The 24062-nt window shown below is 73.2% G+C and carries 22 protein-coding genes; 14 read left to right on the plus strand and 8 right to left on the minus strand.

Going from position 1 to position 24062, the window contains the following annotated elements:
* Positions 1–13 precede the first annotated feature (13 nt).
* A complete protein-coding gene (locus tag ACIO9K_RS18000) occupies positions 14–1294 on the plus strand; it encodes an acyltransferase family protein (protein WP_400331084.1) in 1281 nt (426 codons plus the stop codon).
* 206 nt (positions 1295–1500) lie between these two features.
* Here the strand turns inward: ACIO9K_RS18000 and ACIO9K_RS18005 are convergent, their stop codons facing one another.
* The 5 genes from ACIO9K_RS18005 to ACIO9K_RS18025 form a co-directional block, all read right to left on the minus strand.
* Entirely contained in the window at positions 1501–1986 is a 486-nt protein-coding gene (locus ACIO9K_RS18005) for a GerMN domain-containing protein (RefSeq protein WP_400330910.1), read from the minus strand.
* Positions 1983–3575, minus strand: a complete 1593-nt coding sequence (locus ACIO9K_RS18010) for a sensor histidine kinase (RefSeq protein WP_400330913.1) — start codon at positions 3573–3575, stop codon at positions 1983–1985. The genes ACIO9K_RS18005 and ACIO9K_RS18010 overlap by 4 nt, the downstream gene beginning before the upstream one ends.
* Positions 3572–4267 (minus strand): response regulator, encoded by a 696-nt coding sequence (locus ACIO9K_RS18015; protein WP_400330916.1) that lies wholly within the window; start codon positions 4265–4267, stop codon positions 3572–3574. The genes ACIO9K_RS18010 and ACIO9K_RS18015 overlap by 4 nt, the downstream gene beginning before the upstream one ends.
* Before the next feature lie 269 nt (positions 4268–4536).
* Positions 4537–5709 carry a sensor histidine kinase gene (locus ACIO9K_RS18020; protein WP_400331087.1) on the minus strand — a complete coding sequence of 391 codons (1173 nt, stop codon included), beginning with the start codon at positions 5707–5709 and terminating at the stop codon, positions 4537–4539.
* 89 nt (positions 5710–5798) lie between these two features.
* A complete protein-coding gene (locus ACIO9K_RS18025; RefSeq protein WP_363620603.1) occupies positions 5799–6464 on the minus strand; it encodes a response regulator transcription factor in 666 nt (221 codons plus the stop codon).
* Between the two features lie 187 nt (positions 6465–6651).
* On the opposite strand from ACIO9K_RS18025, the gene ACIO9K_RS18030 reads away from it, so the two are divergent.
* The 4 genes from ACIO9K_RS18030 to ACIO9K_RS18045 are packed head-to-tail and all read left to right on the plus strand — an operon-like array spanning position 6652 to position 10124.
* The gene (locus ACIO9K_RS18030; protein WP_363620601.1) at positions 6652–7143 is read left to right on the plus strand and encodes a hypothetical protein; all 492 of its coding nucleotides are present in this window, start codon (positions 6652–6654) and stop codon (positions 7141–7143) included.
* Complete coding sequence (locus ACIO9K_RS18035; RefSeq protein ID WP_363620600.1) at positions 7133–8224, plus strand: peptidoglycan-binding protein; 1092 nt, start codon at positions 7133–7135, stop codon at positions 8222–8224. The genes ACIO9K_RS18030 and ACIO9K_RS18035 overlap by 11 nt, the downstream gene beginning before the upstream one ends.
* Positions 8221–8931, plus strand: a complete 711-nt coding sequence (locus ACIO9K_RS18040; RefSeq protein WP_363620598.1) for an ABC transporter ATP-binding protein — start codon at positions 8221–8223, stop codon at positions 8929–8931. The genes ACIO9K_RS18035 and ACIO9K_RS18040 overlap by 4 nt, the downstream gene beginning before the upstream one ends.
* The gene (locus tag ACIO9K_RS18045; RefSeq protein WP_363620596.1) at positions 8928–10124 is read left to right on the plus strand and encodes an ABC transporter permease; all 1197 of its coding nucleotides are present in this window, start codon (positions 8928–8930) and stop codon (positions 10122–10124) included. Before ACIO9K_RS18040 ends, ACIO9K_RS18045 begins: the two co-directional genes overlap by 4 nt.
* Before the next feature lie 102 nt (positions 10125–10226).
* Here ACIO9K_RS18045 and ACIO9K_RS18050 read toward each other — a convergent pair whose 3' ends face one another.
* Positions 10227–11432: a serine hydrolase domain-containing protein gene (locus ACIO9K_RS18050; RefSeq protein WP_400330922.1), complete on the minus strand. Its 1206-nt coding sequence runs from the start codon at positions 11430–11432 to the stop codon at positions 10227–10229.
* 402 nt (positions 11433–11834) lie between these two features.
* Between ACIO9K_RS18050 and ACIO9K_RS18055 the strand changes: the two genes are divergently transcribed.
* The 7 genes from ACIO9K_RS18055 (at position 11835) to ACIO9K_RS18085 (ending at position 20328) form a co-directional block, all read left to right on the plus strand.
* A complete protein-coding gene (locus ACIO9K_RS18055; protein ID WP_363620591.1) occupies positions 11835–12278 on the plus strand; it encodes a MarR family transcriptional regulator in 444 nt (147 codons plus the stop codon).
* A gap of 115 nt (positions 12279–12393) precedes the next feature.
* Complete coding sequence (locus ACIO9K_RS18060) at positions 12394–13296, plus strand: oxaloacetate decarboxylase (RefSeq protein ID WP_363620589.1); 903 nt, start codon at positions 12394–12396, stop codon at positions 13294–13296.
* A 49-nt stretch (positions 13297–13345) separates the two neighbouring features.
* A complete protein-coding gene (locus ACIO9K_RS18065; RefSeq protein ID WP_400330927.1) occupies positions 13346–14827 on the plus strand; it encodes a 3-isopropylmalate dehydratase large subunit in 1482 nt (493 codons plus the stop codon).
* The gene (gene leuD / locus ACIO9K_RS18070) at positions 14824–15504 is read left to right on the plus strand and encodes a 3-isopropylmalate dehydratase small subunit (RefSeq protein WP_400330930.1); all 681 of its coding nucleotides are present in this window, start codon (positions 14824–14826) and stop codon (positions 15502–15504) included. Before ACIO9K_RS18065 ends, leuD begins: the two co-directional genes overlap by 4 nt.
* 455 nt (positions 15505–15959) lie before the next feature.
* Positions 15960–16214 (plus strand): hypothetical protein, encoded by a 255-nt coding sequence (locus tag ACIO9K_RS18075; protein ID WP_363620583.1) that lies wholly within the window; start codon positions 15960–15962, stop codon positions 16212–16214.
* A gap of 331 nt (positions 16215–16545) precedes the next feature.
* Complete coding sequence (locus ACIO9K_RS18080; RefSeq protein ID WP_400330933.1) at positions 16546–17709, plus strand: protein-L-isoaspartate O-methyltransferase; 1164 nt, start codon at positions 16546–16548, stop codon at positions 17707–17709.
* Positions 17710–18618: 909 nt separating this feature from the next.
* Positions 18619–20328 carry an FAD-dependent oxidoreductase gene (locus ACIO9K_RS18085; RefSeq protein ID WP_400330936.1) on the plus strand — a complete coding sequence of 570 codons (1710 nt, stop codon included), beginning with the start codon at positions 18619–18621 and terminating at the stop codon, positions 20326–20328.
* Here the strand turns inward: ACIO9K_RS18085 and ACIO9K_RS18090 are convergent.
* A complete protein-coding gene (locus ACIO9K_RS18090) occupies positions 20312–21361 on the minus strand; it encodes a polyprenyl synthetase family protein (RefSeq protein ID WP_400330939.1) in 1050 nt (349 codons plus the stop codon). The genes ACIO9K_RS18085 and ACIO9K_RS18090 overlap by 17 nt on opposite strands.
* Positions 21362–21751: 390 nt before the next feature.
* Here ACIO9K_RS18090 and ACIO9K_RS18095 point away from each other — a divergent pair, with 390 nt between their 5' ends.
* Positions 21752–22960 carry a cytochrome P450 gene (locus ACIO9K_RS18095; RefSeq protein WP_363620574.1) on the plus strand — a complete coding sequence of 403 codons (1209 nt, stop codon included), beginning with the start codon at positions 21752–21754 and terminating at the stop codon, positions 22958–22960.
* Positions 22957–23187 carry a ferredoxin gene (locus tag ACIO9K_RS18100; protein WP_363620572.1) on the plus strand — a complete coding sequence of 77 codons (231 nt, stop codon included), beginning with the start codon at positions 22957–22959 and terminating at the stop codon, positions 23185–23187. The genes ACIO9K_RS18095 and ACIO9K_RS18100 overlap by 4 nt, the downstream gene beginning before the upstream one ends.
* A gap of 57 nt (positions 23188–23244) precedes the next feature.
* Here the strand turns inward: ACIO9K_RS18100 and ACIO9K_RS18105 are convergent, their stop codons facing one another.
* Complete coding sequence (locus ACIO9K_RS18105; RefSeq protein WP_363620570.1) at positions 23245–23859, minus strand: TetR family transcriptional regulator; 615 nt, start codon at positions 23857–23859, stop codon at positions 23245–23247.
* Positions 23860–24062: the final 203 nt, after the last annotated feature.

Genomic DNA, 24062 nt, shown 5'->3' on the forward strand with positions numbered 1-24062 from the left:
GCCGGTGTCCGAGATGAAGACCGCCTCGCCGGCGGCCCGGCGGTGGAACGCGCGCGTGTCCCGCCGCCGGCCGGGCCCGGGGACCGCCGCGCGCTCCGGCTCCCGCCGCTCCCATGTCCCGGCCCTGGACGGCCTGCGCGGGCTGGCCGTCCTCGGGGTCTTCCTGTTCCACCTCGGGGACTTCCCCGGCGGGTTCCTGGGGGTCGACCTGTTCTTCGTGCTCTCCGGTTTCCTCATCACGGGGCTGTTGCTGCGGGAGGCCGGGGAGAACGGCGGCCGGATCGACCTGGCGGCCTTCTGGGGCCGCCGGGCCAGGCGGCTGATGCCCGCCCTGGCCCTGGCCTTGGGCTCGGCGCTGGTGCTGGCCTCCGTGCTGGGCACGGCGGCCATGGCCCGCTTCGCGCACCAGGACGCCCCCTGGGTGGTGGCCAACCTCGCGAACTGGCATTTCGTCGACGCGCAGGTCGGTTACTTCCAGGCGAACCCGACCCGGGTGTTCACCCACCTGTGGAGCATCGCGGTGGAGGAGCAGTTCTACCTGCTGTGGCCACCGCTGGTGCTGCTTCTGCTGCGGCCGCGCCGGACCGCGGGTGCCGGCGCGGTGGCCGGCGTGGCGCTGGTCGGTGCGCTGGTGTCCGCGGCGCTGATGGCGCTGCTCGTCGACCCGATGGACACCACCCGGGTCTACGAGGGCACCGACACCCGGGTGTTCGCCCTGCTGCTCGGCGCGCTCGCGGCCACTCCGGCGGTGCGGCTGCGGGTGGCGCGGTTGCCGGGGCCCGCCGCGGGCCGGCTGGCGCTGATCCCGGCGGGCCTGCTGGCCGCCGGGTGGGCGCTGGCCTCGGGGACGGGGCAGCTCGTCCTGTTCCGCGGCGGGTTGCTGCTGCACTCGGCGGCGGCGGCCGCGCTGATCGCCCTGCTCGCGCACGTCCCGGCGTCCCCGCTGGGCAGGGTGCTGAGCTGGCGCCCGCTGACGGTACTGGGCGGGCTCTCGTACGGCCTGTACCTGTGGCACTGGCCGCTGATCCTGCTCCTGGACCACGCTGGTCCCCACCTGGAGGGCTGGGCCCGGATGTTGTGGCTGGGTGGGCTGGCGGTGGCGGTCGCGGCCGGGTCGAAGGCACTGCTGGAGGACCCCGTCCGCCACCGGGTCCGCTGGGCCCGCGGCCGCCCCGGGGTCCTGGCGGCCGTGAGCACCGTGGGCGCGCTCGCCGCGCTGTGGCTGGTGCTGCCGCTGATCGCGCCGACGGCGCCGGGTGCCGTCGTGGACGTCACCCAACTGTCCCTTCCCTGAGGCGCGGTGGCCGGATCCGCGCTGTGCCTGCGTGCGTTCGGGCCGGGCTTCGGGACCTGTCCCAGACCGTCGCGGGCGGGCGGGCGGGCAGGCAGGTAGGCAGTCGGTGCCGGTGATCCGGCTCCGCTGGGCCCGGGCGGGCGGGCGTCCTCACCGAGGCGCGTGGCGAGTCCTCGTGCCACCTTCCGGGTCGGGTTCCGCCGGACTCAGCCGGTGTGGTGGAGGTCGCACTGCGCGAAGACCGGTCCGGGGGCGTCGCTGCTGACCACGGCGATCCGGGGGGCGGTCGCGGTGGTCGCGGGGGCGTCCTCGGCGGTGCAGACCAGCTGCTGGATGGCGTAGGGGCTCAGCGCGGAGGTCGGCCAGGACAGGCGCAGGGTGACGGTGCCGTCCTCGCCGGCGGCGGTGACCTTGCCGGAGGCGGGCAGGGCGGTGCCGAGACCGGCGTGCTGCTCCGTCCGGGTGGGGCCTGCCATGAGGGTGTCCAGGGTCTGCTGGAGGCCTTCGCGTTCGGTGCCCGGCCTGATCGTCAGGCGGATTCCCTGGGGGCTGAGGAAGTACAGCCGGGTGCCGGACTCGATCCCGGTGGCGGCCTTGCCCGACTTCACCGCGCCCGCCGTGTCGGGGATCGCGCAGCCGCAGGCCGTGAGGAGCAGCGCCGCTGCGGCGATCGAGCGGAGGCGGATGGTCATGGGGCGTCCTTCGTCAGGGGTCCGCGGGGCAGGACGAGGGTGAACACCGCGCCGCTGCCGGGCGCGTTGGCGGCCTCGATGAAGCCGCCGTGCAGGAGGGCGTTCTCCTGGGCGATGGCCAGGCCGAGCCCGCTGCCCTCGGATCGGGTGCGGGCCCTGTCGGCCTTGTAGAAGCGGTCGAACAGGTGCGGGAGTTCGGCGGGCGGGATGCCCGGGCCCTGGTCGGTCACGGTCAGCACCAGGTCGGATCCCGGCCGCGGGTCACGGGTGGTGAGGGTGAGGCGTACGGGCGGGCGGCCGTGGCGCAGGGCGTTGCCGGCCAGATTGGCGACGATGACGTCGAAGCGGCGCGCGTCGAGGCGGACGGGCAGGGCGGCGGGCAGGTCCAGCTCGATCCGGTCGCTCCAGCCGCGCAGGTCGAGGGTGGCGCGTACGGCTTCCGCGGCGTCCACGTCCTCGGTGCGCAGCGGGGCGGCGCCGGCGTCCATGCGGGAGATCTCGATGAGGTCGTTGACCAGGCGGGTGAGGCGGCCGGTCTCGTTGCTGATCATGCGCAGGGCGGTCGCGGTGTCGGCGGGCAGGTGTTCGGCGTCCTCGTCGAGGATGTCGGTGACGGCGGCCATGGCGGCCAGCGGGGTGCGCAGTTCGTGGGAGACGTCGGCGGCGAACCGGCGGCCCTGGCTCTCGACCGCCCGAAGCTCCTCGATGGTGCCCTGGAGGGTGCGGGCGGTGTGGTTGAACGTCTTGGACAGCTGGGCGAGTTCGTCGTGACCGGAGACGGCGAGGCGGGTGTCGAGCCGTCCCTGGGCGAGGGCCTGGGCGGCGTCGCCCAGGGCGCGGACGGGGCGCAGGACCTGGCGGGTGGCGAGCAGGGCGAGGCCGGCGGCCAGTACGGCGGCGAACACGCCGGCGCCGGTGGCGGCGGCCAGCAGGGTGCTGGTGGCCTCCTGTTCGCGGTCCAGGGGCAGGAGGGCGTAGACGGTCAGCCCGGACAGGTCGCCGGCTCTTGCGGCGGGGCCGGCGGGGCCGGCGGTGGTGCGGGTGGTGTGGGTGACGGGGATGCCGACCGCGAGCCAGGAGTGCCCGTCGGCGGTGAATCGCTGGAAGGCGCCGTGGCCCGAGCCGACGGTGTCCTGGAGGGCGGCCGGGATGGTGACGGCGGCGGTCCACTCGGAGTGGGCGGCGCCGTAGCGGGCCAGGACGTGCCAGTCGCGGAAGCCGCCGGTGCCCGAGAGCCGGAGGGACAGGCGGTCGAGTTCGGCCTGGGTCGGGGGGAAGGGCAGGGCGGGGGCCAGGACGTCGACGCGGCGGCGCAGCTCGTCCAGGGCGGTGTCCTGGGTCAGGTCGAGGGTGGAGCCGGTGGCGGCCTGGTAGGTGAGTGCGGAGGTGGCCAGGGCGCTGACGGCGGCGGTGGCGACGAACGCGGCGAGCATCCGCGGACGCAGCCCCAGGACGGCCCGGCGCCACCGGAGGAAGCGGGAGGCGTCGGCGCGGTCCGGCCGGCCGTCGGCACGGGCGGTGCCGTTCGCGGCATCGCGCGTCCGGGTTTCGGCCGAGGGGTGCTCCGGTGTGTGCGGCGGGGTGGTCACAGGGGTCCGAATCGGTAGCCGAAACCGCGCACGGTCTGGAGGTAGCGGGGCGCGGACGGGTCGTCCTCCAGCTTCGCGCGCAGCCGGTTCACCCCGGCGTCGACCAGGCGGATGTCCTCCTGGCGGCCCAGGCCCCAGACGGAGTCCAGCAACTGCTCCCGGCTGAAGACCCGGCCCGGCGCGGCGGACAACTCCAGCAGCAGGCGCAGCTCGCCGGGTGTCAGGGGCAGCGGGGTGCCGCGTTTGGCGACGGTCAGCGCGGCCCGGTCCAGCACCAGGTCGCCGTGCACCTCCCGCACCGGCTCGGCGACCCCGGGTGCGGGGGACACGTTGGTGGTGCGGCGCAGGACGGCCTTGATCCGGGCGTCGAGGACCCTGGACTGCGCGGGCTTGACCACGTAGTCGTCGGCCCCGTACTCCAGGCCGAGGACGGTGTCGATGTCGTCCCCTCGCGCGGTCAGCATGATCACCGGGACACTCCCGTGCGCGCGCAGCCGCCGGCACACCTCGAAGCCGTCGATCCCGGGCAGCATCAGATCCAGCACCACGATCTCCGGAGGCTCCCGGAACACCTGCTCCAGGCCGTCCTCGCCGGTGGCGGCCATCCGCACCTCGTGGCCCTGGCGGCGCAGGCCCAGGGCCAGTGCCTCGCGCACCGACACGTCGTCCTCGATCAGCAGTACCCGTGACATATCCACCAGTATCCGGCCCTCCGACCTGCGCAGGGGGCCGTGGAGCAGGGATCGGCGAGGTTGTTGCGAAACGCTCATACGCAGCTCACAGGCCCGGAAACCGCGCGACGGACGGTGGTTCCGTCGCCGTGGCCGACGCCGCCGAACAGTCGCCACCCCCGCCAACGCGTGAGGAACCCCACGTCCAACGGCTACACCTTCAGCTTCCCCGAGCAGTGCCCCCGCCCTGCGGATCTGCTGCTCCGCGCCCGGCCCCCCGGGCCGCCGGATCAGGCCGTGGGGAACTCGACCCGGACCCGCAGTCCGCCCGTGCCGCCGGGGACGGCGGTGACGACGGCGTGATGGGCGCGCGCGATGGAGGCGACGATGGACAGGCCCAGGCCCGCGCCCTCACCCGGGCTGTGCCGACGCTCCCGGAGGCGGCGAAAGGGCTCGAAGAGATAGGGGACGGTCTCCGGCGGCACCTGGGGGCCGGTGTTGGCGACCTCCAGGACACCGTCGTGCACGCCGACCTCGACCCGGCCGCCGTCGTGGTTGTAGCGCAGGGCGTTGCCGACCAGGTTGCGCACCAGGTGTGCCAGCAGCACCGGATCACCCTCGACGGACACGGGGGCGGTGTCGGTCCGGACGGTGACGCGGTTCTCCCGGGCTTCCTGCGAGGCGTCGCACTCGGCGGCCACCGCGCGGGCCAGCTCGTCCAGTGCGACCGGTTCGCGCCGGTCCAGCCTCTGGTCGGAGACGGACAGCAACAGCATGCCCTCGATGAGCCGTTCGCTGCTCTCGGAGACCTCGATCAGTTTGCGGCGGACCCGGGCGACGGCGGCCGGATCCTCGGTGGCCAGCCCGATTTCGGCCGCGGCCCGCTGCACCGCGAGCGGAGTCCGCAGTTCGTGCGCGGCGTTGGCCGCGAACCGCTGCTGCGCACCCACCAGTTGTTCCATGCGGTCGAGCATGGCGTCGAAGGTGTCGGCGAGCTGTTTGAGCTCGCCCGGGGGTGCGTCGAGGGCGATCCGCTCGTGCAGGTTCTCACCCGAGAGCCGCCGCGCCGTGTTGGTGATCACCGCCACCGGGCGCAGCACCCGCCCCGACATCCACCAGGCGAGCGCCACCGAGATGACGGCGAAGGCGGCCAGAGCGATCAGGGAGACGGTCAGCAGCTGGTTCTGGGCTGCCTGCTCGGCGGCCTGGGTGACGACCTTGACGGCCTGGAAGTGGGACTGTCCGCTGTCGGCGGGGGCGGTTCCGGGTGGAGCGTTCGCGGGTGAAGCGGTTCCCATCGTGAGGGATTTCGCCGCGGCGGGGTCAGGGGTCGCCAGTGTGGCCAGTCGCGGTTCGACGGCGACGGCCGTGCTGATCGAGGTGTACAGGCCCTCCCGGACCAGGAAGTTGACCAGGAAGATGAGCATGGCCCCGGCGAGGACGAGCAGCCCGCCGTAGAGCATGGTCAGCCGGCCCCGCTCCCCGCCCGGCAGCCGCGGGCGAGGTCGGCCGGGCAGCGGAGGCCGGTTCAGGCCGACCGCGGCGAAGCGCCTCATGCCGGGACGCCGATGCGGTAGCCGTGGCCGGGCACGGTGTCGATGACCGAGGGCTCGCCGAGCTTGGCGCGGAGTTTGCTGAGGACGACCCGGACCGCGTTGGTGCGGTATCCCATGTTCCGCTCCCACACCTGCTCGATCAGGTCCTCGCCGCAGACCACGGCGCCCTCGGCCTGCATCAGCACCTCCAGGACGCCGAACTCCTTGCGGGACAGGGCGAGGTAGCGGCCCTCCCGGAAGGCCTGGCGGCGAGCGGTGTCGAGGGTGATGCCCGCACGTTCGATGACCGGCGGAAGGGCGGGGTGGGTGCGGCGGCCGAGCGCCAGGACCCGGGCCAGCAGTTCCTCGTAGGCGAACGGCTTGGTGAGGTAGTCGTCCGCGCCCAGGTCCAGGCCGTCGACGCGGTCGCGGACGGTACCGGAGGCGGTGAGCATCAGCACCCGGGTCAGCAGCCGCTGCTCGACGACGCTCTGGCACACCTCGTCGCCGTGCGCCCCGGGCAGGTCGCGGTCGAGCACGAGCACGGCGTAGTCGGTGAGCCTCAGCCGCTCCAGCGCGTCGGCGCCGTTGTACACGACGTCGACGGCCAGGGCGTCGCGCCGCAATCCCTCGGCGATCATGTCCGCCAGGAATTCCTCGTCCTCCACGATCAGTACACGCATGACACCAGGTGTACCTGAGACCCACCTTTCGTCGCCGTAAAGGTCTCGGCTGACAGCGGCGAAATGCGGGTGCGTGCCAGCCTCTGCGTGGCCGGAGTGGTCGGCCACTGGTCATCGGCCACTGGTCATCGGCCACTCGTCATCGGCCACTGGTCATCGGACACGGAGGAATTCCATGCGGAACCACATGCGGAACCACAGGTACGGCGCGGCGGCCGCGCTGGTGGCGGGGATCGCGCTGTTCGCCACGGCCTGCGGCGGAGGCGCCACGGGCTCCGGCGGGGGCGGCGGCTCGGACTCGTCGGGCAAGGGCGCGGCGGCGGACCAGGCCTACGAGCACCGTAAGTGTCTGCGCGAACACGGCGCCCAGGTGAAGGAGCCCGAGCCGGGCCAGGACCCGCGGGCCATGGTCCTGGAGGGCGGCCAGGACAAGATGGCGGAAGCCCTCAAGGCCTGCGGGGGAGTCGGTGGCGCGGGTGGCGCGAAGATGTCCCAGGCCGACAAGGACAAGGCCCTCGAATTCGCCCGGTGCATGCGCGGTAACGGTGTGGACATGCCGGACCCGAAGTTCGACGGCGACTCGGCGATGTCGGGATCGGCGATGAAGATCCCGGAGGGCGCCGAGAAGGACAGGTTCGACCAGGCGAACAAGGCGTGCAGTGGTCAGAATGCGCAGTGAGCGCGGGCGCAGCCGCCGGACGTACCTGATCGCCGTGTTGGCCACCTCGGTCACGCTGGCGGGCGGGGTCACGGCCCTCTCGCAGACCGGAGGCGGCGGCAACGCCGGCGTGGACCGCACGGACGGGCTGCCGCCGAGCACGGGCTCGGTGGAGCGGCAGGACCTGAGCAGTCGGACCAGGGTGGACGGGGTCCTCGGTTACGCCGAGGAGCGCCGGATCAACGCCGGTGTGCCGGGCACCCTCACCTGGCTCCCGGAGGCCGGCGCGGTGGTGAAACGCGACGGGGTTCTCTACGAGGTCGACGGCCGGAAGGTCCGGCTCATGGTCGGCGAGCGCCCGATGTACCGGACGCTGAAGGCCGGCGACGAGGGGCCGGACGTCAGACAGCTGAAGGAGAACCTCCGCGACCTGGGCTACGGCAAGGGGCTGGCCGCGGACGAGAAGTTCACCGCCGGTACGGCGGAAGCGGTCAAGCGCTGGCAGAAGGCCCACGGCCTGGCCCAGACCGGCGAGATCGGCCCCGAGCAGATCGTCTTCTCGCCCGCTCCGGTGCGGATCAAGAAGAACGACGCGGCCGTCGGCGACCAGGCAGCTCCCGGCAAGCCGGTCCTCACCGCCACCGGTTCCGAACGGCAGGTGCAGATCAAGATCGAGGTCTCCCGGGCCGACCTCGCCAAGCCCGGCACCCGGGTCGAGGTCGACCTGCCCGGCGGCGGCAGGGCCAAGGGCAAGGTCGCCTCCGTGGACCGCACCATCGGCGAGGACGGCAAGGAGCAGGGCTCCCCGGACAAGCCCGCCAAGATCACCGCCCGGGTGGTCTTCGACGACCCGGGGCAGGCGGAGGGCTTCGACCAGGCGCCCGTCACCGTCGAGCTCGAAGGCGAGGTCCACAAGGACGTGCTGACCGTACCGGTCAACGCACTGCTCGCGCTGTCCGGCGGGGGCTTCGGCGTCCAGGTCGTGGAGAACGGGAAGGTGCGCGAAGTCCCGGTCCAGCTCGGCATGTTCGGACAGGGCCGGGTCGAGGTCGGCGGGACCGAGCTGACCGAGGGGATGAAGGTCGGGGTGCCCAAGTCATGAGCGCGGTGGTCGAGTTGAACCAGGTCACCAAGGAGTATCCGGGCGGGGTTACGGCGCTGCACGGAGTGGACCTGCGCATCGGACGCGGCGAACTGCTCGCCATCGTCGGCCCTTCGGGGTCGGGCAAGTCCACCCTGCTGCACATCGTCGGCACCCTGGACCGGCCCAGCGCCGGATCCGTCACCCTGGCGGGCCACGACGTCGCCGCCCTCTCCGACCGCAGGCTGTCCGCCCTGCGCGCCCGGCACATCGGCTTCGTCTTCCAGTCCTTCCACCTGGTGGCCGGGGTCAGCGCCCGGGACAACGTCGCCGAGGGCCTGCTCTACTCGGGCCTGCCGCGCGCCCAGCGCCGCAGGCGCGCGGCCCTGGCCCTGGAGCGGGTCGGGCTCGCGGACCGGATGCACCACCGTCCGCACGAGCTGTCGGGCGGCCAGCGGCAGCGGGTGGCCATCGCCCGGGCGGTGGTCGGCGAACCGGACCTGCTGCTGGCCGACGAGCCGACCGGCGCGCTGGACTCCGCCTCTAGCGAAGCGGTGATGGAGCTGCTGTACGACCTCAACGCCGAGGGTGCCACCATCGCGGTGATCACCCATGACGGCGAGATCGCCGAGCGCCTGCCACGCCGGGTCCGCATCCGCGACGGCCGCGTCGTGGCGGATCTGCGCACGGGCGCCGCAGACCCGGCCGATCGGGGTGGGGAGCGATGAGTCGCACACGGCTCTCCCCGGCCCGGCTCGGCCCCCGCGACGTCCTCCACGTCGGCTCGGCCGGCCTGCGCACCCGGCCGCTGCGGGTGGTGCTGTCCGCGCTGGGCATCGCCATCGGCATCGCCACCATGATCGCGGTGGTCGGCATCTCCTCCTCCAGTAAGGCCCAACTCCTCAGGCAGCTCGACCAGTTGGGCACCAACCTGCTGGTGGCATCCCCTGGGCAGGGGCTGTTCGGCGAGAAGGTGAAGCTGCCCGAGGAGTCGATCGGCATGCTGAGCCGCGTCCCCGGGGTCGAGCAGGTCGGCGCGACCGGGGACCTGGCGCAGTCCGTCAGACGCAGTGAGAAGATCCCCAACGACGAAACCGGCGGCATCACCGTGAAGGCCGCCACCGAAGGACTGCTGGACGTCGTGCGCGGCGCGGTCGGCTCGGGCACCTGGCTCAACGAGGCCAACGGGCGCTACCCGTCGACGGTTCTCGGACACGTCGCGGCCCGGCGCCTGGGCATCGCCGCCCCCGGCCAGCAGGTCCACATCGGCGGCCAGTACTTCACCGTCATCGGCATCCTCGACCCGCTGCCGCTGGCTCCCGAGATCGAACGGGCCGCCCTGGTCGGCTGGGACGGCGCCGGCGCGCTGCTGGGCTTCGACGGCCACCCGACCCAGATCTACGAACGGTCGACGGACCAGACGGTCGGCGCCGTCCGCGCGCTGATCCCACGCACCGTCGACCCGCAGAACCCGCACAACGTGCAGGTCACCGACCCCTCCGCGGCACTCCAGGCCAAGGCCGCCACCGAGGGGGCGTTCACCGACCTCCTGCTCGGACTGGGCGGGGTGGCACTCCTGGTCGGCGGCGTCGGGGTCGCCAACACGATGATCATCTCAGTGCTGGAGAGGCGCCACGAGATCGGACTGCGCCGCTCCCTGGGCGCCACCAGGGGCCAGATCCGTCTCCAGTTCGTGACGGAGTCCCTCCTGCTCTCCGGACTGGGCGGGCTGGCCGGCGTGGCCCTGGGCGCGGCCGCCACCTACGCCTTCGCCGCCTCGGGCGGCCTGCCCTGGGTGATCCCCTTGTGGGCCGTCACCGGGGGCTTCGCCGCCACCTTGCTCATCGGTACGGTCGCAGGCCTCTACCCGGCCGTCCGGGCCTCCCGACTCTCCCCGACCCTCGCCCTCCACGCCGGCTAGTCCTGGCCGGTCGATCTCGGCGGATCAGCCCGCGGCGCCCCGGCCGAAGGCTGGGGGCGCCCCGGGCCCGGCAAGATCGACCGGACCTGGCCGGCCGGCGGATCAGGAGCCCGGGCAGAACTCCGCCTTCAGCTCGTCGGTGAACAGGTCGATCGGCCCGCTGCCGCCGTTCAGCCAGTCCCCGTTGACGTTGGTGGAGAACAGGTGGCGGCCGTCCCGGCTGCCGTAGGTGTAGGTCCACGAGCCGTTGATGGCACCGCCCATGCCCCAGACGGTGGTGCAGGGCAGGTTGACGGAGCTGACGCCCAGGCCGTAGGCGGCGTCCTTGATCCACTTGTCCGCCGGCGTCGGGACCATCGTGAACATCTCCTGCTGCTGGGCCGGCGGCAGCAGTCGTCCGCCCAGCAGGGCGGCGAAGAAGGTGTTGAGGTCGCGGGTGGTGGAGATCATGTCGCCGGACGCCCAGCCCCAGGACGGGCTCAGCTCGGTCACGTCGTGGTCCGGAGTGTTCGGGTCGGTGTACCCGAGGTGGGAGTACGCCCGCCCGTGCGGTCCGTGGATGGTGACGTCGTCGGAGGCGGGCTCGTAGGTGCTGGTGAGGTCGAGCGGGGCGGTGATGCGCTGCCGGATCTGCTGGGCCAGGGTGCTGCCGGAGGCCCGTTCGACGATCATCCCGGCGAGGACGTAGTTGGTGTCGGAGTACGTCCAGCCGGTGCCGGGGGCGAAGTCGGGTCGGTGGGCGCGGGCGATGCCGACGAGCCGCTCGGGGGTGAAGTCGTCGAAGCGGTGCTGCAGGAAGGGCTCGTGCCAGAACTCCTTCCCGATCTCGTCGTCCATGGCGAAGTTGGGGACCCCGCTGGTGTGGTTGAGCAGCTGCCGGACGGTGATCCGGTCGGGCTGGTAGCCGGGGGCGTCGAGGACGCCGGGCAGCCAGTGCTCCACGCTGTCGTCCAGGCTCAGCCGGCCCTCGGCGGCGAGCTGGAGCACGACGGTGGAGACGAAGGTCTTGGTGGTGCTGCCGATCCGGAACCGGTCCTGCTCCTGGCGGGGCCGCCCGGTGGTGATGTCGGCGACGCCCGCGTCGCCGAACCAGCGGTGGCGCCCGTCCCGCACCTCGGCGACCGCGCCGGGGAGCCCACCGGTCGTCACGCCCTGCTCGAGCACGGCCTGCACGCCCTGGTGGCGGTCCCGCTGCCCGGCCTGCCCGGCGGCCTGGTCGGCGAACACCGGTGCGGCGGTGGTGGTGGCGGCGGCGAGCACGGCCCCGGTGAGCAGGGCGGTGACGGCGGCGCGGGCGGTGGTCCTCATGGCGTGTTCCCCTTCGGCGGTGTTTCCCGTTGACGGAGAGAACGCTCCCTCGAATTCACGACACCGTCAACATCAACCCCACGGCCAGTTGTGCATCACAGCAGGTCAGTGGGCAGATTTCCTTGCAATGTGACTGCTTGTGAATGCAACACCTCGGCACTTCCATTGCAAAGATCGGCCCGCCGCCGGAGCGGCCGCGGTTGACCTCCCGCCCACCGACGCGGAAGTCGAGCCCGTGCGCGCCGCCGCGGTCACCGACCCGGCGGTCGCGGCAGCCCTCGCTGCCACGCGCGGGCCGTCCTCGGTCGCCGCGAATCCGAGGGCCAGCTCGCCTCAATTCAGTAGCTAAAACTACGTAGTTCATACTTGACAGTCCAGGCTGCCAACTTTAGCGTGGACGGCATGGAACAGAACGCCGCGAGCGCCACCGATTCGGCAGTCCGGGCGGCCCGCGACCTGCGGGTCCTCCTCAACCGTCTGCGCCGACGCCTCAAGGAGAGCGAGGATTCGCACGGGCTCACCCCGTCGCAGACCTCGGTCTTCAGCCGGCTCGCGGACGGACCGACGACGGTCGGTGATCTGGCCGCCGCCGAGCGGGTCCGTTCACAGTCGATGACCAACACGATCGCCGCGCTCGCCGAACGCGGCCTGATCGAGCGCCGGCCGGATCCTTCGGACGGACGCCGCCAGGTCATCTCGCTGAGCCCGCAAGGGCTGGAGCAACTGAAGGGCAGCCGGCACACCCGGGAGGAGTGGCTGGCCGGCGCGCTCCAGGAGCGCTACACCGCCGCCGAGCGCCGGTCCATCATCGAGGCGCTCACCCTGCTGGAGCGACTGGTCGAGTGACGCCTCGCCCCCTGACGTCCGTTCAGCGCGTCCCGGAGCGAACCGATTCCGGCCGGCGGCCCGGCCCCGGGCCCGGCTGCGGCCGACGAGAACGAATCAAGGAGGACGAACGACCATGAGCCGTGCCGCGAAACTCAAGGAACTCATCCTGTCCCGCGAACTGCTGGTGATGCCAGGAGCCTTCGACCCGGTCAGCGCCAAACTCGCCGAGCAGGCCGGCTTCACCGCCCTCCAGTGCACGGGCGCGGGCATCTGCGGAGTCCACCTCGGGCGCCCGGACTACTCCATGGTCTCCATGGACGACATGGCCGCCTGCACCGCACGCATCGTGGACGCCGTCTCCGTCCCGGTCATGGGCGACGGCGACACCGGCTTCGGCAACGCGGTCAACACCCACTACACGGTCCGGGCGTTCGAGCGCGCCGGTGCCGCGGGCGTCAACCTGGAGGACCAGGTGGTGCCCAAGCGGTGCGGGCACCTGGACGGCAAACGGCTCGTCGATCTCGACGAGGCCACCGCCAAGATCCGGGCAGCCGCCGACGCCCGCCACGACCCCGACTTCGTCGTCAACGCCCGCACCGACGCACTGGCCCTGGAGGGCATGGCGGGAGTGATCCGGCGCGGCAACGCCTACCTGGCGGCCGGCGCCACCATGGTCTTCGTCGAGGGCGTCACCAGCCGCGAGGAGATCCGCGCGGCGGTCCGCGGCATCCGCGGGCCCGTGGCCGTCAACGTGATCGAGGGCGGCAAGTCCCCACAGCGCCTCACCTTCACCGAACTGCAGGAGCTGGGCGTCGCCCGGGTCAGCCTGCCCGCCGTGCTCCTGCTGGCCGCCATGGGTGGCATGCGCACCGCGCTGCGGCGGATCCGCGAGGACGACGGCACCGCCGACCTCGGCGACCTGCTCGTCCCCTTCCGCGAGGCCCACGACCTGATGGGCATGCGCGAGGTGGAGGAACTGGAGGAGCGCTACCTGCGCCCCCTGACCGGCACGGCGCCCACCACCGCCCGACGATGACCCCTGCCTCGCCCACCCGCACCTCCCGCCACCGAAGGAGGACCGCACCATGACCACCGAAATCCACAACCACACCGCCACCGACACCGCCACCGACACCGCCACCGACACCGCCTCCGCCACCGCCACCGACACCGACCGTCGCCGGTCCGTCATCGCCAAGATCTGGGACCAGCACGTCGTCGCCGAACTCGACGACGTCATCTGCCTGCTGCACATCGACCGGATCCTCCTGCACGACCGCAGCGGCGGGCTCGCCCTGCGCGCCGTACGCGACGAGGGGCGGCAACTGTTCGACCGCTCCCTGGTCTTCGGCACCATGGACCACGTCGTCGACACCCGCCCCGGCCGCACCGACGCCACACCCGTGCCCGGCGGCGCGATGTACATCGACGCCTTCCGCGCGGAGGCCCGCCACCAGGGGGTGACCCTGTTCGACATCGGTGACCCGCGCCAAGGCATCTCCCACGTCGTCTTCCCCGAACAGGGCATCGCCCTACCCGGCACCACCATGATCTGTGCCGACAGCCACACCCCCACCCTCGGCGGTATCGGCGCCCTCGCCTGGGGCGTAGGCGTCACCGAGTGCGAACACGCCCTGGCCACCCAGACCCTCGCGGTGCGCCGCCCCGCGGCAATGCTCGCCCGATTCGAGGGGACACCGGGCGAACACGTCACCGCCAAGGACCTCGTCCTGGCCCTGATCGCGAACATCGGCGCGGGCGGCGCGGCGGGCCACGCCGTCGAGTTCGCCGGCCCCGCGATCAGCGCCCTCTCCGTCGAGGCTCGCATGACGCTGTGCAACATGGCCGTGGAGGCCGGCGCCCGCACCGGCATCGTCGCACCCGACGACAAGCTCCTCGCCTACCTCAGGGGCCGCCCCCACGCACCCGCCGGACCGGCCTGGGACCAGGCCGCCCGCGCCTGGCTCGACCTGCGCAGCGACCCCGCGGCCCGCTACGACCGGACCACCACCCTCCAGGTCGACGGCCTCGGCCCCCAGGTCACCTGGGGCACCAGCCCGCAGCACGCCACCGGAATCGACGGGACCGTCCCCCACCCCGACGAACTGGCCGACCCCCAGGCCGCCCGCCGCGCCCTGGACTACATGGACCTGCGACCCGGCACCGCGCTCACCTCCGTCGCCATCGACGCGGCCTACCTCGGCTCGTGCACCAACGCACGGCTCGACGACCTGCGCGCCGCCGCCGCCGTCCTGCGCGGCCACCGGGTCGCCGAAGGGGTCACCGCCGTCTGCGTGCCCGGCTCCACCGCGGTGCGCCGCGCCGCCGAGGCCGAAGGCCTGGACCGGGTGTTCACCGACGCGGGCTTCCAGTGGCGCGAATCCGGCTGCGGCCTGTGCTTCCACGCCGGCGGTGACCGCTTCCCGGACGGCGCCCGCGTCATCAGCTCCACCAACCGCAACTTCGAGAACCGCCAGGGCCCCGGCGTGCGCACCCACCTCGCCAGCCCCGCGACCGTCGCCGCCTCCGCGCTCGCCGGCCGCCTCGCCGACCCCCGGGAGCGGTGACCACCGTGCAGCCCTTCCACACGCTGACCGGCATCGCGGCACCCCTGCTGCACGCCGACATCGACACCGACGCCATCGCACCCTCCCGGTTCCGCTCCGCGACGCTGTCCAAGTACGGCTACGAGGCAGCCCTGTTCGCCGGCCTGCGCTTCGACGAGGACGGCGCACAGCGCCCCGGCTTCGTCCTCGACCAGACCCCCTACCGCGACGCCGTCATCCTGGTCACCGGCCCGAACTTCGGCTGCGGCAGCTCGCGCGAGACCGCGGTCTGGGCCCTGCGGGACTTCGGCATCCGCGCCGTCATAGCCCCCTCCTTCGGCTCGATCTTCGAGACCAACTGCCTGCGCAACGGCCTGCTGCCACTGTCCCTGCCGCCCGCCGAACACCGGCAACTCGTCGAGGCGGCCTTCGCCCCCGCGGCGAGCGCGCGCCTGCGCATCGACCTGGACACCTGCCGACTCACCACCGCAACCGGCCCCCAGCCCACCTTCACCACCGGTTTCACCATCGACGAACGCTCCCGCCAACAGCTCCTCAACGGCCTGGACCCCATCGGCGAGACCCTCCTCCTGCGCGAGACGATCACCCGCTTCCGCACCCGGGACCGCCGCCACCGCCCCTGGAACTACCCGGCCCCTCCGCCCCGCCCGCAGGCGGGCCGGTGCCCAGCTGACTGATCCCAAGGGCCCGGCAGCGGCGGGGGAGTACGGCGGCCGGTCGTGACGCCTGCGGGCGGGTTCGCCGAGGCGGGCGCCGAGCGCCGGGCGGCTCGGCGTCCGTGCGCCGGTGCGCGGCAGCCGCGCACCGAAACGCCTCAAGCGCGGCATGTTCGGCCGAGCGAAGCCACCCCTGCTCCGCAAGCGACTTCTCCTGATCGCCGCCGGCCGACGCCCCCACACGGCGGCGATCCCCTGACCGACTACCCTTTGCCGACCCGGGCCTGACGGTCCAGGAACTCGATCAGTCGCGTTTCCGAACGAAGAAGCCGTTCCCGTTGCTCCTGGGGAAGAGAAGCGAGTGCGTCGGCCAGCACTTGCTTCCGTGGAACGTGCACCACGTTGCCGGAGTAGACCCTGCAGCCGGAACACCAAGCGAATCCGATGCAGCGCTCGAACATGGAGGACTCGGGCGGATGGAAGCGGTACTGGTACGCGCGGACCGGCGCTCCGCAGGCTGCGCAGATCCGGCGTTCGTCGTCGAAAGCGGCCCACCCGGTGATGACCTTGCGCCAGTGCTGCCGCCCGGCGGGTGCTCTTCAAGTCGTCATGCCGAGCATGATCTCGCCGTGAGCCGCCCGCCGCAGGTCTCAGTCAAGCTCGGACCGGCGACGGACCGTAACGGCCTCACGAGCCACTTCGCGAAATCCGCGCCTGAACCCCTGATCTGACCCCACTTTTCCGAGGTGGGATCCAGACCCCGTCGCAACGCAAGACCCCAAAGGTGTTGCAACGACCGCTGGAACCCAAGACCCGCTCGGCGCGGCGGACGCTCTCGTGCGCGCCCCGTGGGCGCTCCTGCACGCCGTCTACCGCGTGGCGCGGAGGTGCGCGAGGATGGGCGGCCGACCGTGTCCGGCACACGACCGAAGGGGAAGTGACGATGGGTGAGCACGAGAAGCCGCCACCGGATCCTCAGAAGGGCACGCCGCCTCCCAACAACGCCGACGGCGAGGTCCCTCCGGCTCCGCCGTCCGACGGCAAGCACCGTAAGTAAGAACCGTGGCTGACGAGGACTTGGCCGGGCGCCGGGCGCGCCTGGACGCGGAGATGGAGCGGTGCGGGGCGTGGCCGGCCGCTTCGCCGTGGCTGCGTGGCGCCTTCACCGCGCTGCCGCGCGACGCGTTCGCGCCGGACCGGCTGTGGCGGTGGGACAACCGGGCCTACGTGCCGCTCGACCGCTCGGCGGATCCGGACGGCTGGGCGGCCGAGCTGTACTCCGGCGTCTACTCCGCGGCCGTCACCCAGCTCGACGGCGGCCGGCCGTCCTCGTCGCTGTCCGCGCCCTCGGTGGTGGCGGACATGCTGGACAGCCTCAGGGTGGAACCGGGGCACCGGGTGTGGGACGTCGGCACCGGCCAGGGCTGGACGGCGGCGCTGGCCGCCTGGCGGGCCGGGCCCGGCCTGGTCGTGACCACCGAGGTGGACGGGCACCTGGCCGAATCCGCGCGCGCCCGCCTCGCGGCCGCCGGACTCGACGCCGAGGTCACCCTGGGCAACGGCACCCGCAGCGGCCCGCCCGGCGGCGTCCCGGTCGACCGGCTCCACGCCACCTACGCCGTGGAGACCGTCCCCTGGTCCTGGGTGGCGGCGGTACGGCCGGGCGGACGGATCGTCTATCCCTGGGGGCGGCTGGGCCACGTTGCCCTGACCGTGGCCGACGACGGACGGTCCGCCACAGGATGGGTCCAGGGCTTGGCCCAGTTCATGGGCGACCGGCACGGCCCGGCACAGCCGAGCACCGGCAGCGCCGCCTTCGCGCAGGTGCGCGGCGGTACCGAGCCCGAGACCCGCCAGACGCTGGACCGTGACTCGCAACTGCTGGACGACTGGGACCTGCGGTTCGCCCTGCGGGTGGCCGTGCCGGACGCTGTGGTGCTCACCGCCCGGGACGACGACGGCCTCAACGCCTGGATCCACGACGGCACCCGCTCGTGGGCGACGGTGACCGCGCGCGGCGACGGCGAGGCGCCGCTGCTTCTTCAGGGCGGACCGCGCCGTCTCGGGGACGAGGTGGTCGCCGCCTGGACCCGGTGGGAGGAACTCGGCCGGCCGGACCGCTACGACTACGGGATCACCGTCACCCCTGAGGAGCAGTGGGCATGGCAGGGCGGCCCGGGCGGCCCCCGCTGGCCCATCGTGCAGGCAGCCCCGGCCGGACGCTGACCGGGGCGGCGCGGCGGGGACACCGTCGCAGCGCTCCGAGCGCCTGCTCGGCGACGGCGCGTCCGGTGTCCCCCCGGGCGACGGCCTCCGTTCCCCGTGGACAGCCCAAAGGAATCCACGCGATCTCAACTCCTGCAAGCCAAAGGCGACTTGCGGAAGATGATCGTGTCCATCCCGCTGGCCGACGACGAGCAGGCAGCCGTCGAGGACGGCCAGGCGGCCATGCACCGGCTACTCGACCGCCTCGCCGACACACCCACTCGGGCCGGACCGGCACCACGCGATCTGGACGTGGCGGTGTCGGCCCGCCTCCTGCGGGTGGGATGTCCGGAGGCCGGCGTGCCCAGGAGCGGCCCGAACCACCGCCCTGAGCGGCGGCCACGCACATTCACATGACAGCCGCGGCCGGCTCCGCGATCCTTTGCCGATGGCCATAGAACCGGACCTTCTCAGCTCTGTACGTCACGGTCACACGCGACGAGGAGCATGTCGTCTGGGCGGGCTGGCACGACCCGGCCGAGCGGGGCTTCGACCTGCCGGAGTTTCGGTTCGCCGCGGATCAGTACGAGGCCGAGGTCCTGCGAGCCGAAGGGGACCGCAGCTGGGAGTGGCCGGCAGCAGTGCCGGAGCAGGTGGGCTACCCGTGGCCGTAGCCGGCCGACCCGCTGTTCATATGAACGGTAGTACGGGGGCGTAGCCGGTGAGGTCGAACTCCGTAACGCGGCTGGAGAGTTCCGGGGGGCTGTTCCGGTCCGGCGGCTCGGGCCGACAACGAGGCCGCGGGGTGCAGGGGGTCGCGGGGAGGGACTTCGCCGGGGTGACGGCCACGACCTGCTCTATCGTTCCCGTACGGATCGGGTGGGACGGGTAGGACGGGCGGGCGGCCGTGGGCCGGGGAGGGGGCGTGCGGTGTCGGGGCGTTCGGGCCGGACGGTCACGGTGTTGGGCGGTGGGGTGGCCGGGCTGACGGCGGCCATGGAGCTGGCGGAGCGCGGCTTCGAGGTGACCGTGGTGGAGCCCTCGGGGTGGGGCGGGAAGGCCCGTAGCGCCTCGGTTCCGGGGACGGGTACCGGCGGGCGGCTCGACCTGCCCAGCGAGCACGGGTTCCGGTTCTTCCCCGGCTTCTACCGGAGCCTGCCGGACACGATGCGGCGGATCCCCCTCCCGGGATCGCCCTCGGGCGTGGAAGGCAACCTGCGGGAGGCACCGCAGATGCTGTCCGCCCGGTCGGGGAGGATCGGGGAGACGGTCTCCGACGTGTCCCTGGCCGCCGGTCCGAGGACGCCCCTGCAGATCCTGCGGGCCCGGGGCATGAAGCTGGGCGCCGGGGGAGAGCTGAACGAGGAACTGCTGTACTTCGCCAACCGGCTGCTCGTCTACATGACCAGCAGCGCGCAGCGGCGGCTGGGGCAGTGGGAGCAGATGTCGTGGTGGGACTTCACCGCCGCCGACGGAGCCTCCGAGGAGTACCGGAAGGTGTGCGTCGTCGGGGCGACCCGTACGGTCGTGGCGGCCAGGGCGGAGGTGTGCAGCGCGCACACCGTCGGGGGGTTCCTGGAGGCCTTCGGCTACGGCTTCCTCGGCCGGGGCGAGGCCCAGGCAGCCGACCGGGTCCTGAACGCCCCGACCAGCACCGCCTGGATCGACCCCTGGGTGCGGCACCTGGAGCGGCTGGGGGTGCGGCTCGAACTCGGTTGGCAGGTGGAGCGCCTGACGGTGCGGGGTCGCGCTGTCGTCGGCGCCGTCCTGCGCGGCCCGGGCGGCCGCCGGCGGGAAGCGGTCGCCGACTGGTACGTGTGCGCGCTCCCGGTCGACCGGATCGGGACGCTGCTGGAGCGCGGCCTGGCCGAGGCGGACCGGGAGCTGAAGAAGACGGCGGACCTGCGCACCGACTGGATGGTCGGCCTGCAGTTCTACCTCACCGAGCCCACCCCGATCACCCGCGGCCACGTCATCTACCAGGACTCCCCGTGGGCCCTGACCTCCGTCAGCCAGGCGCAGTTCTGGGACACCGACTTCCGCGCCACCTACGGCGACGGGACGGTGGCCGACTGCCTGTCGGTCGACATCTCCTCCTGGGACACCCCCGGAATCCTCTACGGCAAGCCGGCCCGCGACTGCACCCGGGCCGAGGTCGTCGCCGAGGTCTGGGCCCAGCTCGCCGACGCCCTCAACGACGGCCGCCGCCGGACCCTCCACGACGGCCTGCTCCACTCCTGGCACCTGGACCCGGCCGTCAAGAACCTCGACGGCCCCGGTCCCGCCACCAACGACGAGGCCCTGCTGATCAACACCACCGGCTCCTGGACGCTGCGCCCGCGGGCGCGGACGGCCGCGGTGAACCTGTTCATGGCCGGGGACTTCGTCCGCTGCCCGGTGAACCTGGCCACCATGGAGGGCGCGAACCAGAGCGGCCGGGCGGCGGCGAACGCGCTGCTGGAGGCCGCCGGGCACGGCGCCGAGCCGGCCGTGGTCCATGCCCTGTACGAGCCGCAGGAACTGCGCCGCCTGAAGGAGGTGGACGCCGCGCTCTACCGGCAGGGTCGTGCGCACATCCTCGACACCCCGGCGCCCTGGTCCTCCCGCGCCGGGGGCGACCGGTTCAGTGCGACCGGTTGACGATCAGTTCGCAGAGCGCGTCGAGGTCGGCGACGGCACCGGCCACCGCGCCGGGGCCGTCGGCGAGGCTCCGCAGACGGCGTCGGGCCCCGTCCGCGTGCTCGGCGGCGCGCTCCGCCGTCCAGCGCCGGCCGCCGGCCTCCTCCACCAGCCGGGCCAGCTCCGCCTCTCCGGCCCGGCCAGGGCCGGCCGACAGCGCGTAGCGGCGGGCCAGTTCGTCGCCCGCCACGGTGTTCGAGGCCATCGCGGCCACCACCGGCACCGAGAGCTTGCGGGCCCGCAGGTCCGCGAAGACCGGTTTGCCCGTGACCGCTTCGTCGCCCCAGATCCCCAGCAGGTCGTCCACCAGCTGGAACGCCATGCCCAGGTCGTGTCCGAACGCGGCCAGGGTCTCGACCTGCGCCGGCCCGCCGCCGCCGTAGAGGGCGCCCAGCCGACAGGCGCAGGAGATCAGCGACGCCGTCTTGCCCGACACCATCTCCAGGCACTCGGACAGCTCGACGCGGGGCGCGGCCTCGAACAGCACGTCCAGGCTCTCACCGACCGCGAGCTGGATGAGCGTGTCCAGCAGGGCCGTCGACGCTTCACCGGCGACGGCTTCACCGGCGAATGCTTCGCCGTCGGGGCCTGCGAGCACCTCGAACGCCAGCATCAGCAGTGCGTCGGCCGACCGGGTCGCCGCGCCCGGCCCGAACACCTCCCAGGCGGAGGCCCGGTGGCGACGGAGCGCGTCGCCGTCCAGGACGTCGTCGTACAGCAGCGACAGGTTGTGCACCATCTCCACCACCACGGCGGCGGGCACCGCCCGCTGCGGGTCCCCTCCCACCGCCCGGGCGCAGCCCAGTGCCAGGGCCGCTCGAACGTTCTTGCCGCCGTGCCGCGGGTGAGGGGATCCGTCGGGGGTCCATCCGAACTGGTAGGCCGCCACCTGGCCGACCGCGCCCTCCAACTGCCCGACCCAGCGCCGCAGGTGCGCCTCACAGGTGGCAGCCGCGTCCTTGAGGACCGATTCGGCCCGCGCGCGATCCGACAACACCCGCCACCCCCTGCCTCCCGACCCGGCCGCCGCCCCACACCTTCGCGGCACCCGGGCGAGCGTACGCGACCGCGTGGCCCGGCGGTCCTGCGATCGGCCGAGGACCGGCAGATGCGGACGGCGTGCGGGCGCGGCTGATGCCCCGAGGGGGCCGTGCCGCAGGTGTTCTTCACCGAGCCGGGGCCCCGCCCTGTCACCGGACGGGCCGATTTCGCCGGGTGGCTGACTGTGCGTGCCGACGGTGTTACGCTCCCGAGAGAAGAGAGAGCTGACTCTCACTTGTTGGGCCGGGACGCCGCTCATCCGCCCTGGTCCGGACGTGCAGGAGAGGGCGGTTCTGCCAAGCGTTCGCTGCTCTTGTGGCCTTTGGCCGGTGAGGAGACCACCATGACCGCCCCCGCACCGCAGTTACCCTTCGAGCGCCCCGACGCCCTGGACCTGGCGCCGCTGTTCGCGCGTCTGCGCGAGGAAGGTCCGATCACGAGGGTGACGACACCCGCTGGCGACCCGGCCTGGCTGGTGACCCGGTACGAGGAGGCCCGGGAGGTTCTGAGCGACGCCCGGTTCTCCCGGCTGCGCCCCGATTCCGAGGGCGCGCCGAGGATCTCGGAGTCGGCGCTGCACACGCGCCCCGCCCCCACGCCCGAGGAGGAGGACCGCGAGCACACGCGGATGCGGCGGATGCTGGCGCCCGCGTTCAGCGCGCCGCGGATGCGCCGGCTGGGCGAGCGGATCGGGGAGCTCGCCGCATCCTGCCTGGACGCGATGGAGGAGGAGCGCTCACGGGAGCCGGAACGCGCCGTCAACCTGCACGACCACCTGTCGTTCCCGTTGCCGGTGATGGTGATCTGCGAGCTGCTGGGTGTGCCGGTCGCGGACCGGGGCCTGCTGCGCGGCTGGTCGGAGCGGATCGCCGCGCTGTACGGCGGGGCCGACGGCGCCGCGGCCATGGCCGAGTTCGAGGCGTACGTGGCCGGCATCGCCGAGGAGAAGCGGAAGAAGCCGGGGCAGGACGTGATCAGCGACATCCTGGCCGTGCAGGCGGAGGACCCCTCGTTCACCGAGGGGGAGATGACCCGGCTGGCGGTGGGGCTGCTGTTCGCCGGCCACGAGACGACGTCGGCCCGGATCGACCTGGGCGTCCTGTTCCTGCTGAGCGACACCGGCCGGCGGGACCGCTTCGCCGCCGAGCCCGAGACGCTGGCCCGCGCCACCGTGGAGGAGGTCCTGCGGATGGCCTCGCCCGGTGGCCTGGGCCTGACCCGCTACGCCCGCGAGGACGTCACCGTCGCGGGGGCCGCGATCGCGCGGGGCGAGGCGGTGCTGGTGGCGATCAACGCCGCGAACCGGGACGGGAGGGTGTTCGAGGAGCCGGACACCTTCGACCCGTCGCGTTCCCCCAACGCGCACCTGGCCTTCGGGCACGGCGGTCACTACTGCATCGGCAACGTGCTGGCACGCACCGAGATGCAGGTCGCGCTGACCGCGCTGTTCCGGCGCTTCCCCGGCCTGCGGCTGGCGGTGGACGCGCGGAGCCTGCGCGACCACGCCGAACGGCTGGCGGGCGGCCTCAGCGAGGTCCCGGTCCTGTGGTGAACGGGGAGCAGCCGCGCGAGCGGCCGGTCGCGCGGGTGGAGGCGGACACCTCGCGGTGCGTGTCGTCGGGGCAGTGCGCGGTGACCGCGCCGCTGGTGTTCGACCAGGACGAGGCCGGTCAGGTCGTCGTGCTCGCCGTCGAGCCCGGCGCACGGGCGGCGGAACTGGCCCGCCAGGCGGCCGCCATGTGCCCGGCCTCGGCGATCAAGGTGCACCCGGCGCGCTAGCGGTCAGTGGTGTCGGCCGCCCCCACCGCGCGAGGGCGGCCGGCACCCGCCTCGGTGTCAGGGTGTGCGGGTGTGCAGTGCGGGGGCGGGGCAGGGCAGCGGGCGGGCCCCGGTGGGGGTGAGGCTGTCGAGGGTGAGGGCCAGGTAGCGGCGCCAGCCGTTCTCGTGGGGTTCCATCGTCCACAGTACGGAGACCAGCATGACGACGATGCGGTGCAGGTCGTCGGGTACGAGGTCGGCGCGGATCACACCTGCGTGCTGACCGCGCGCCAGGAGGGCGTCGAGGGCGGCGAAGAACTCCTGCCCGGTCGCCGGGGTCAGGACGCCGGCGGAGCGGGCGGCGGCCAGCACGTTGTAGTCGCCGGCCACTGATTCCAGTGCCGCTTCCAGCACGCGGGCCAGTCCGGAGGCGGGGTCGGGGTCGTGGGCGGCAGCCTGGATGACGGGGCGGACGTTCTCGGCGAAGCGCTCGTTGAGTACGGCCCGCAGCAGCGCGGCCTTGTCGGGGAAACGGCGGAAGAGCGTGGCGGCTGCGACGCCGGCCCGGCGGGCCACGTCGTCGAGGAGGGCGTCGGGGCCTTGTTCGGTGAAGACCTCCCGGGCAGCCCGGATGATCTTTTCCGCGTTGCGGGCGGCGTCGGCGCGCAGCAGCCGGGGGGAGTCGAGGGCCATTGCGGCAGCCTATCCAAGGGGTGGCGCAACGGTGCCGGACGGTCCGGGTGCGTGGTGGTGTGCGATCAGGTCGACGGGGGGGGGGGGGGGGGGGGGGGGGCGGGGGGGGGGGGCGGCGGGGGGGGGGCGCCCCCCCCCGGGCCGGGGGGGGGGGGGGGGTGGGGGGGAACACCGCCCGAGGGGGGGGCCGACAACCCAGGTGG

Source organism: Kitasatospora sp. NPDC087271, from assembly GCF_044744605.1.
Taxonomy (GTDB): Bacteria; Actinomycetota; Actinomycetes; order Streptomycetales; family Streptomycetaceae; genus Kitasatospora.

Coding starts and splice junctions, on each gene's coding strand:
- ACIO9K_RS18055 (WP_363620591.1), top strand. CDS start 11,835: ATGGAACAGAACGCCGCGAGCGCCACCGATTCGGCAGTCCGGGCGGCC.
- ACIO9K_RS18075 (WP_363620583.1), top strand. CDS start 15,960: ATGGAAGCGGTACTGGTACGCGCGGACCGGCGCTCCGCAGGCTGCGCA.
- ACIO9K_RS18035 (WP_363620600.1), top strand. CDS start 7,133: ATGCGCAGTGAGCGCGGGCGCAGCCGCCGGACGTACCTGATCGCCGTG.
- ACIO9K_RS18060 (WP_363620589.1), top strand. CDS start 12,394: ATGAGCCGTGCCGCGAAACTCAAGGAACTCATCCTGTCCCGCGAACTG.
- ACIO9K_RS18020 (WP_400331087.1), bottom strand. CDS start 5,709: ATGCTCTACGGCGGGCTGCTCGTCCTCGCCGGGGCCATGCTCATCTTC.
- ACIO9K_RS18045 (WP_363620596.1), top strand. CDS start 8,928: ATGAGTCGCACACGGCTCTCCCCGGCCCGGCTCGGCCCCCGCGACGTC.
- ACIO9K_RS18095 (WP_363620574.1), top strand. CDS start 21,752: ATGACCGCCCCCGCACCGCAGTTACCCTTCGAGCGCCCCGACGCCCTG.
- ACIO9K_RS18105 (WP_363620570.1), bottom strand. CDS start 23,859: ATGGCCCTCGACTCCCCCCGGCTGCTGCGCGCCGACGCCGCCCGCAAC.
- ACIO9K_RS18050 (WP_400330922.1), bottom strand. CDS start 11,432: ATGAGGACCACCGCCCGCGCCGCCGTCACCGCCCTGCTCACCGGGGCC.
- ACIO9K_RS18065 (WP_400330927.1), top strand. CDS start 13,346: ATGACCACCGAAATCCACAACCACACCGCCACCGACACCGCCACCGAC.
- ACIO9K_RS18005 (WP_400330910.1), bottom strand. CDS start 1,986: ATGACCATCCGCCTCCGCTCGATCGCCGCAGCGGCGCTGCTCCTCACG.
- ACIO9K_RS18000 (WP_400331084.1), top strand. CDS start 14: ATGAAGACCGCCTCGCCGGCGGCCCGGCGGTGGAACGCGCGCGTGTCC.
- ACIO9K_RS18040 (WP_363620598.1), top strand. CDS start 8,221: ATGAGCGCGGTGGTCGAGTTGAACCAGGTCACCAAGGAGTATCCGGGC.
- ACIO9K_RS18015 (WP_400330916.1), bottom strand. CDS start 4,267: ATGTCACGGGTACTGCTGATCGAGGACGACGTGTCGGTGCGCGAGGCA.
- ACIO9K_RS18025 (WP_363620603.1), bottom strand. CDS start 6,464: ATGCGTGTACTGATCGTGGAGGACGAGGAATTCCTGGCGGACATGATC.
- ACIO9K_RS18030 (WP_363620601.1), top strand. CDS start 6,652: ATGCGGAACCACAGGTACGGCGCGGCGGCCGCGCTGGTGGCGGGGATC.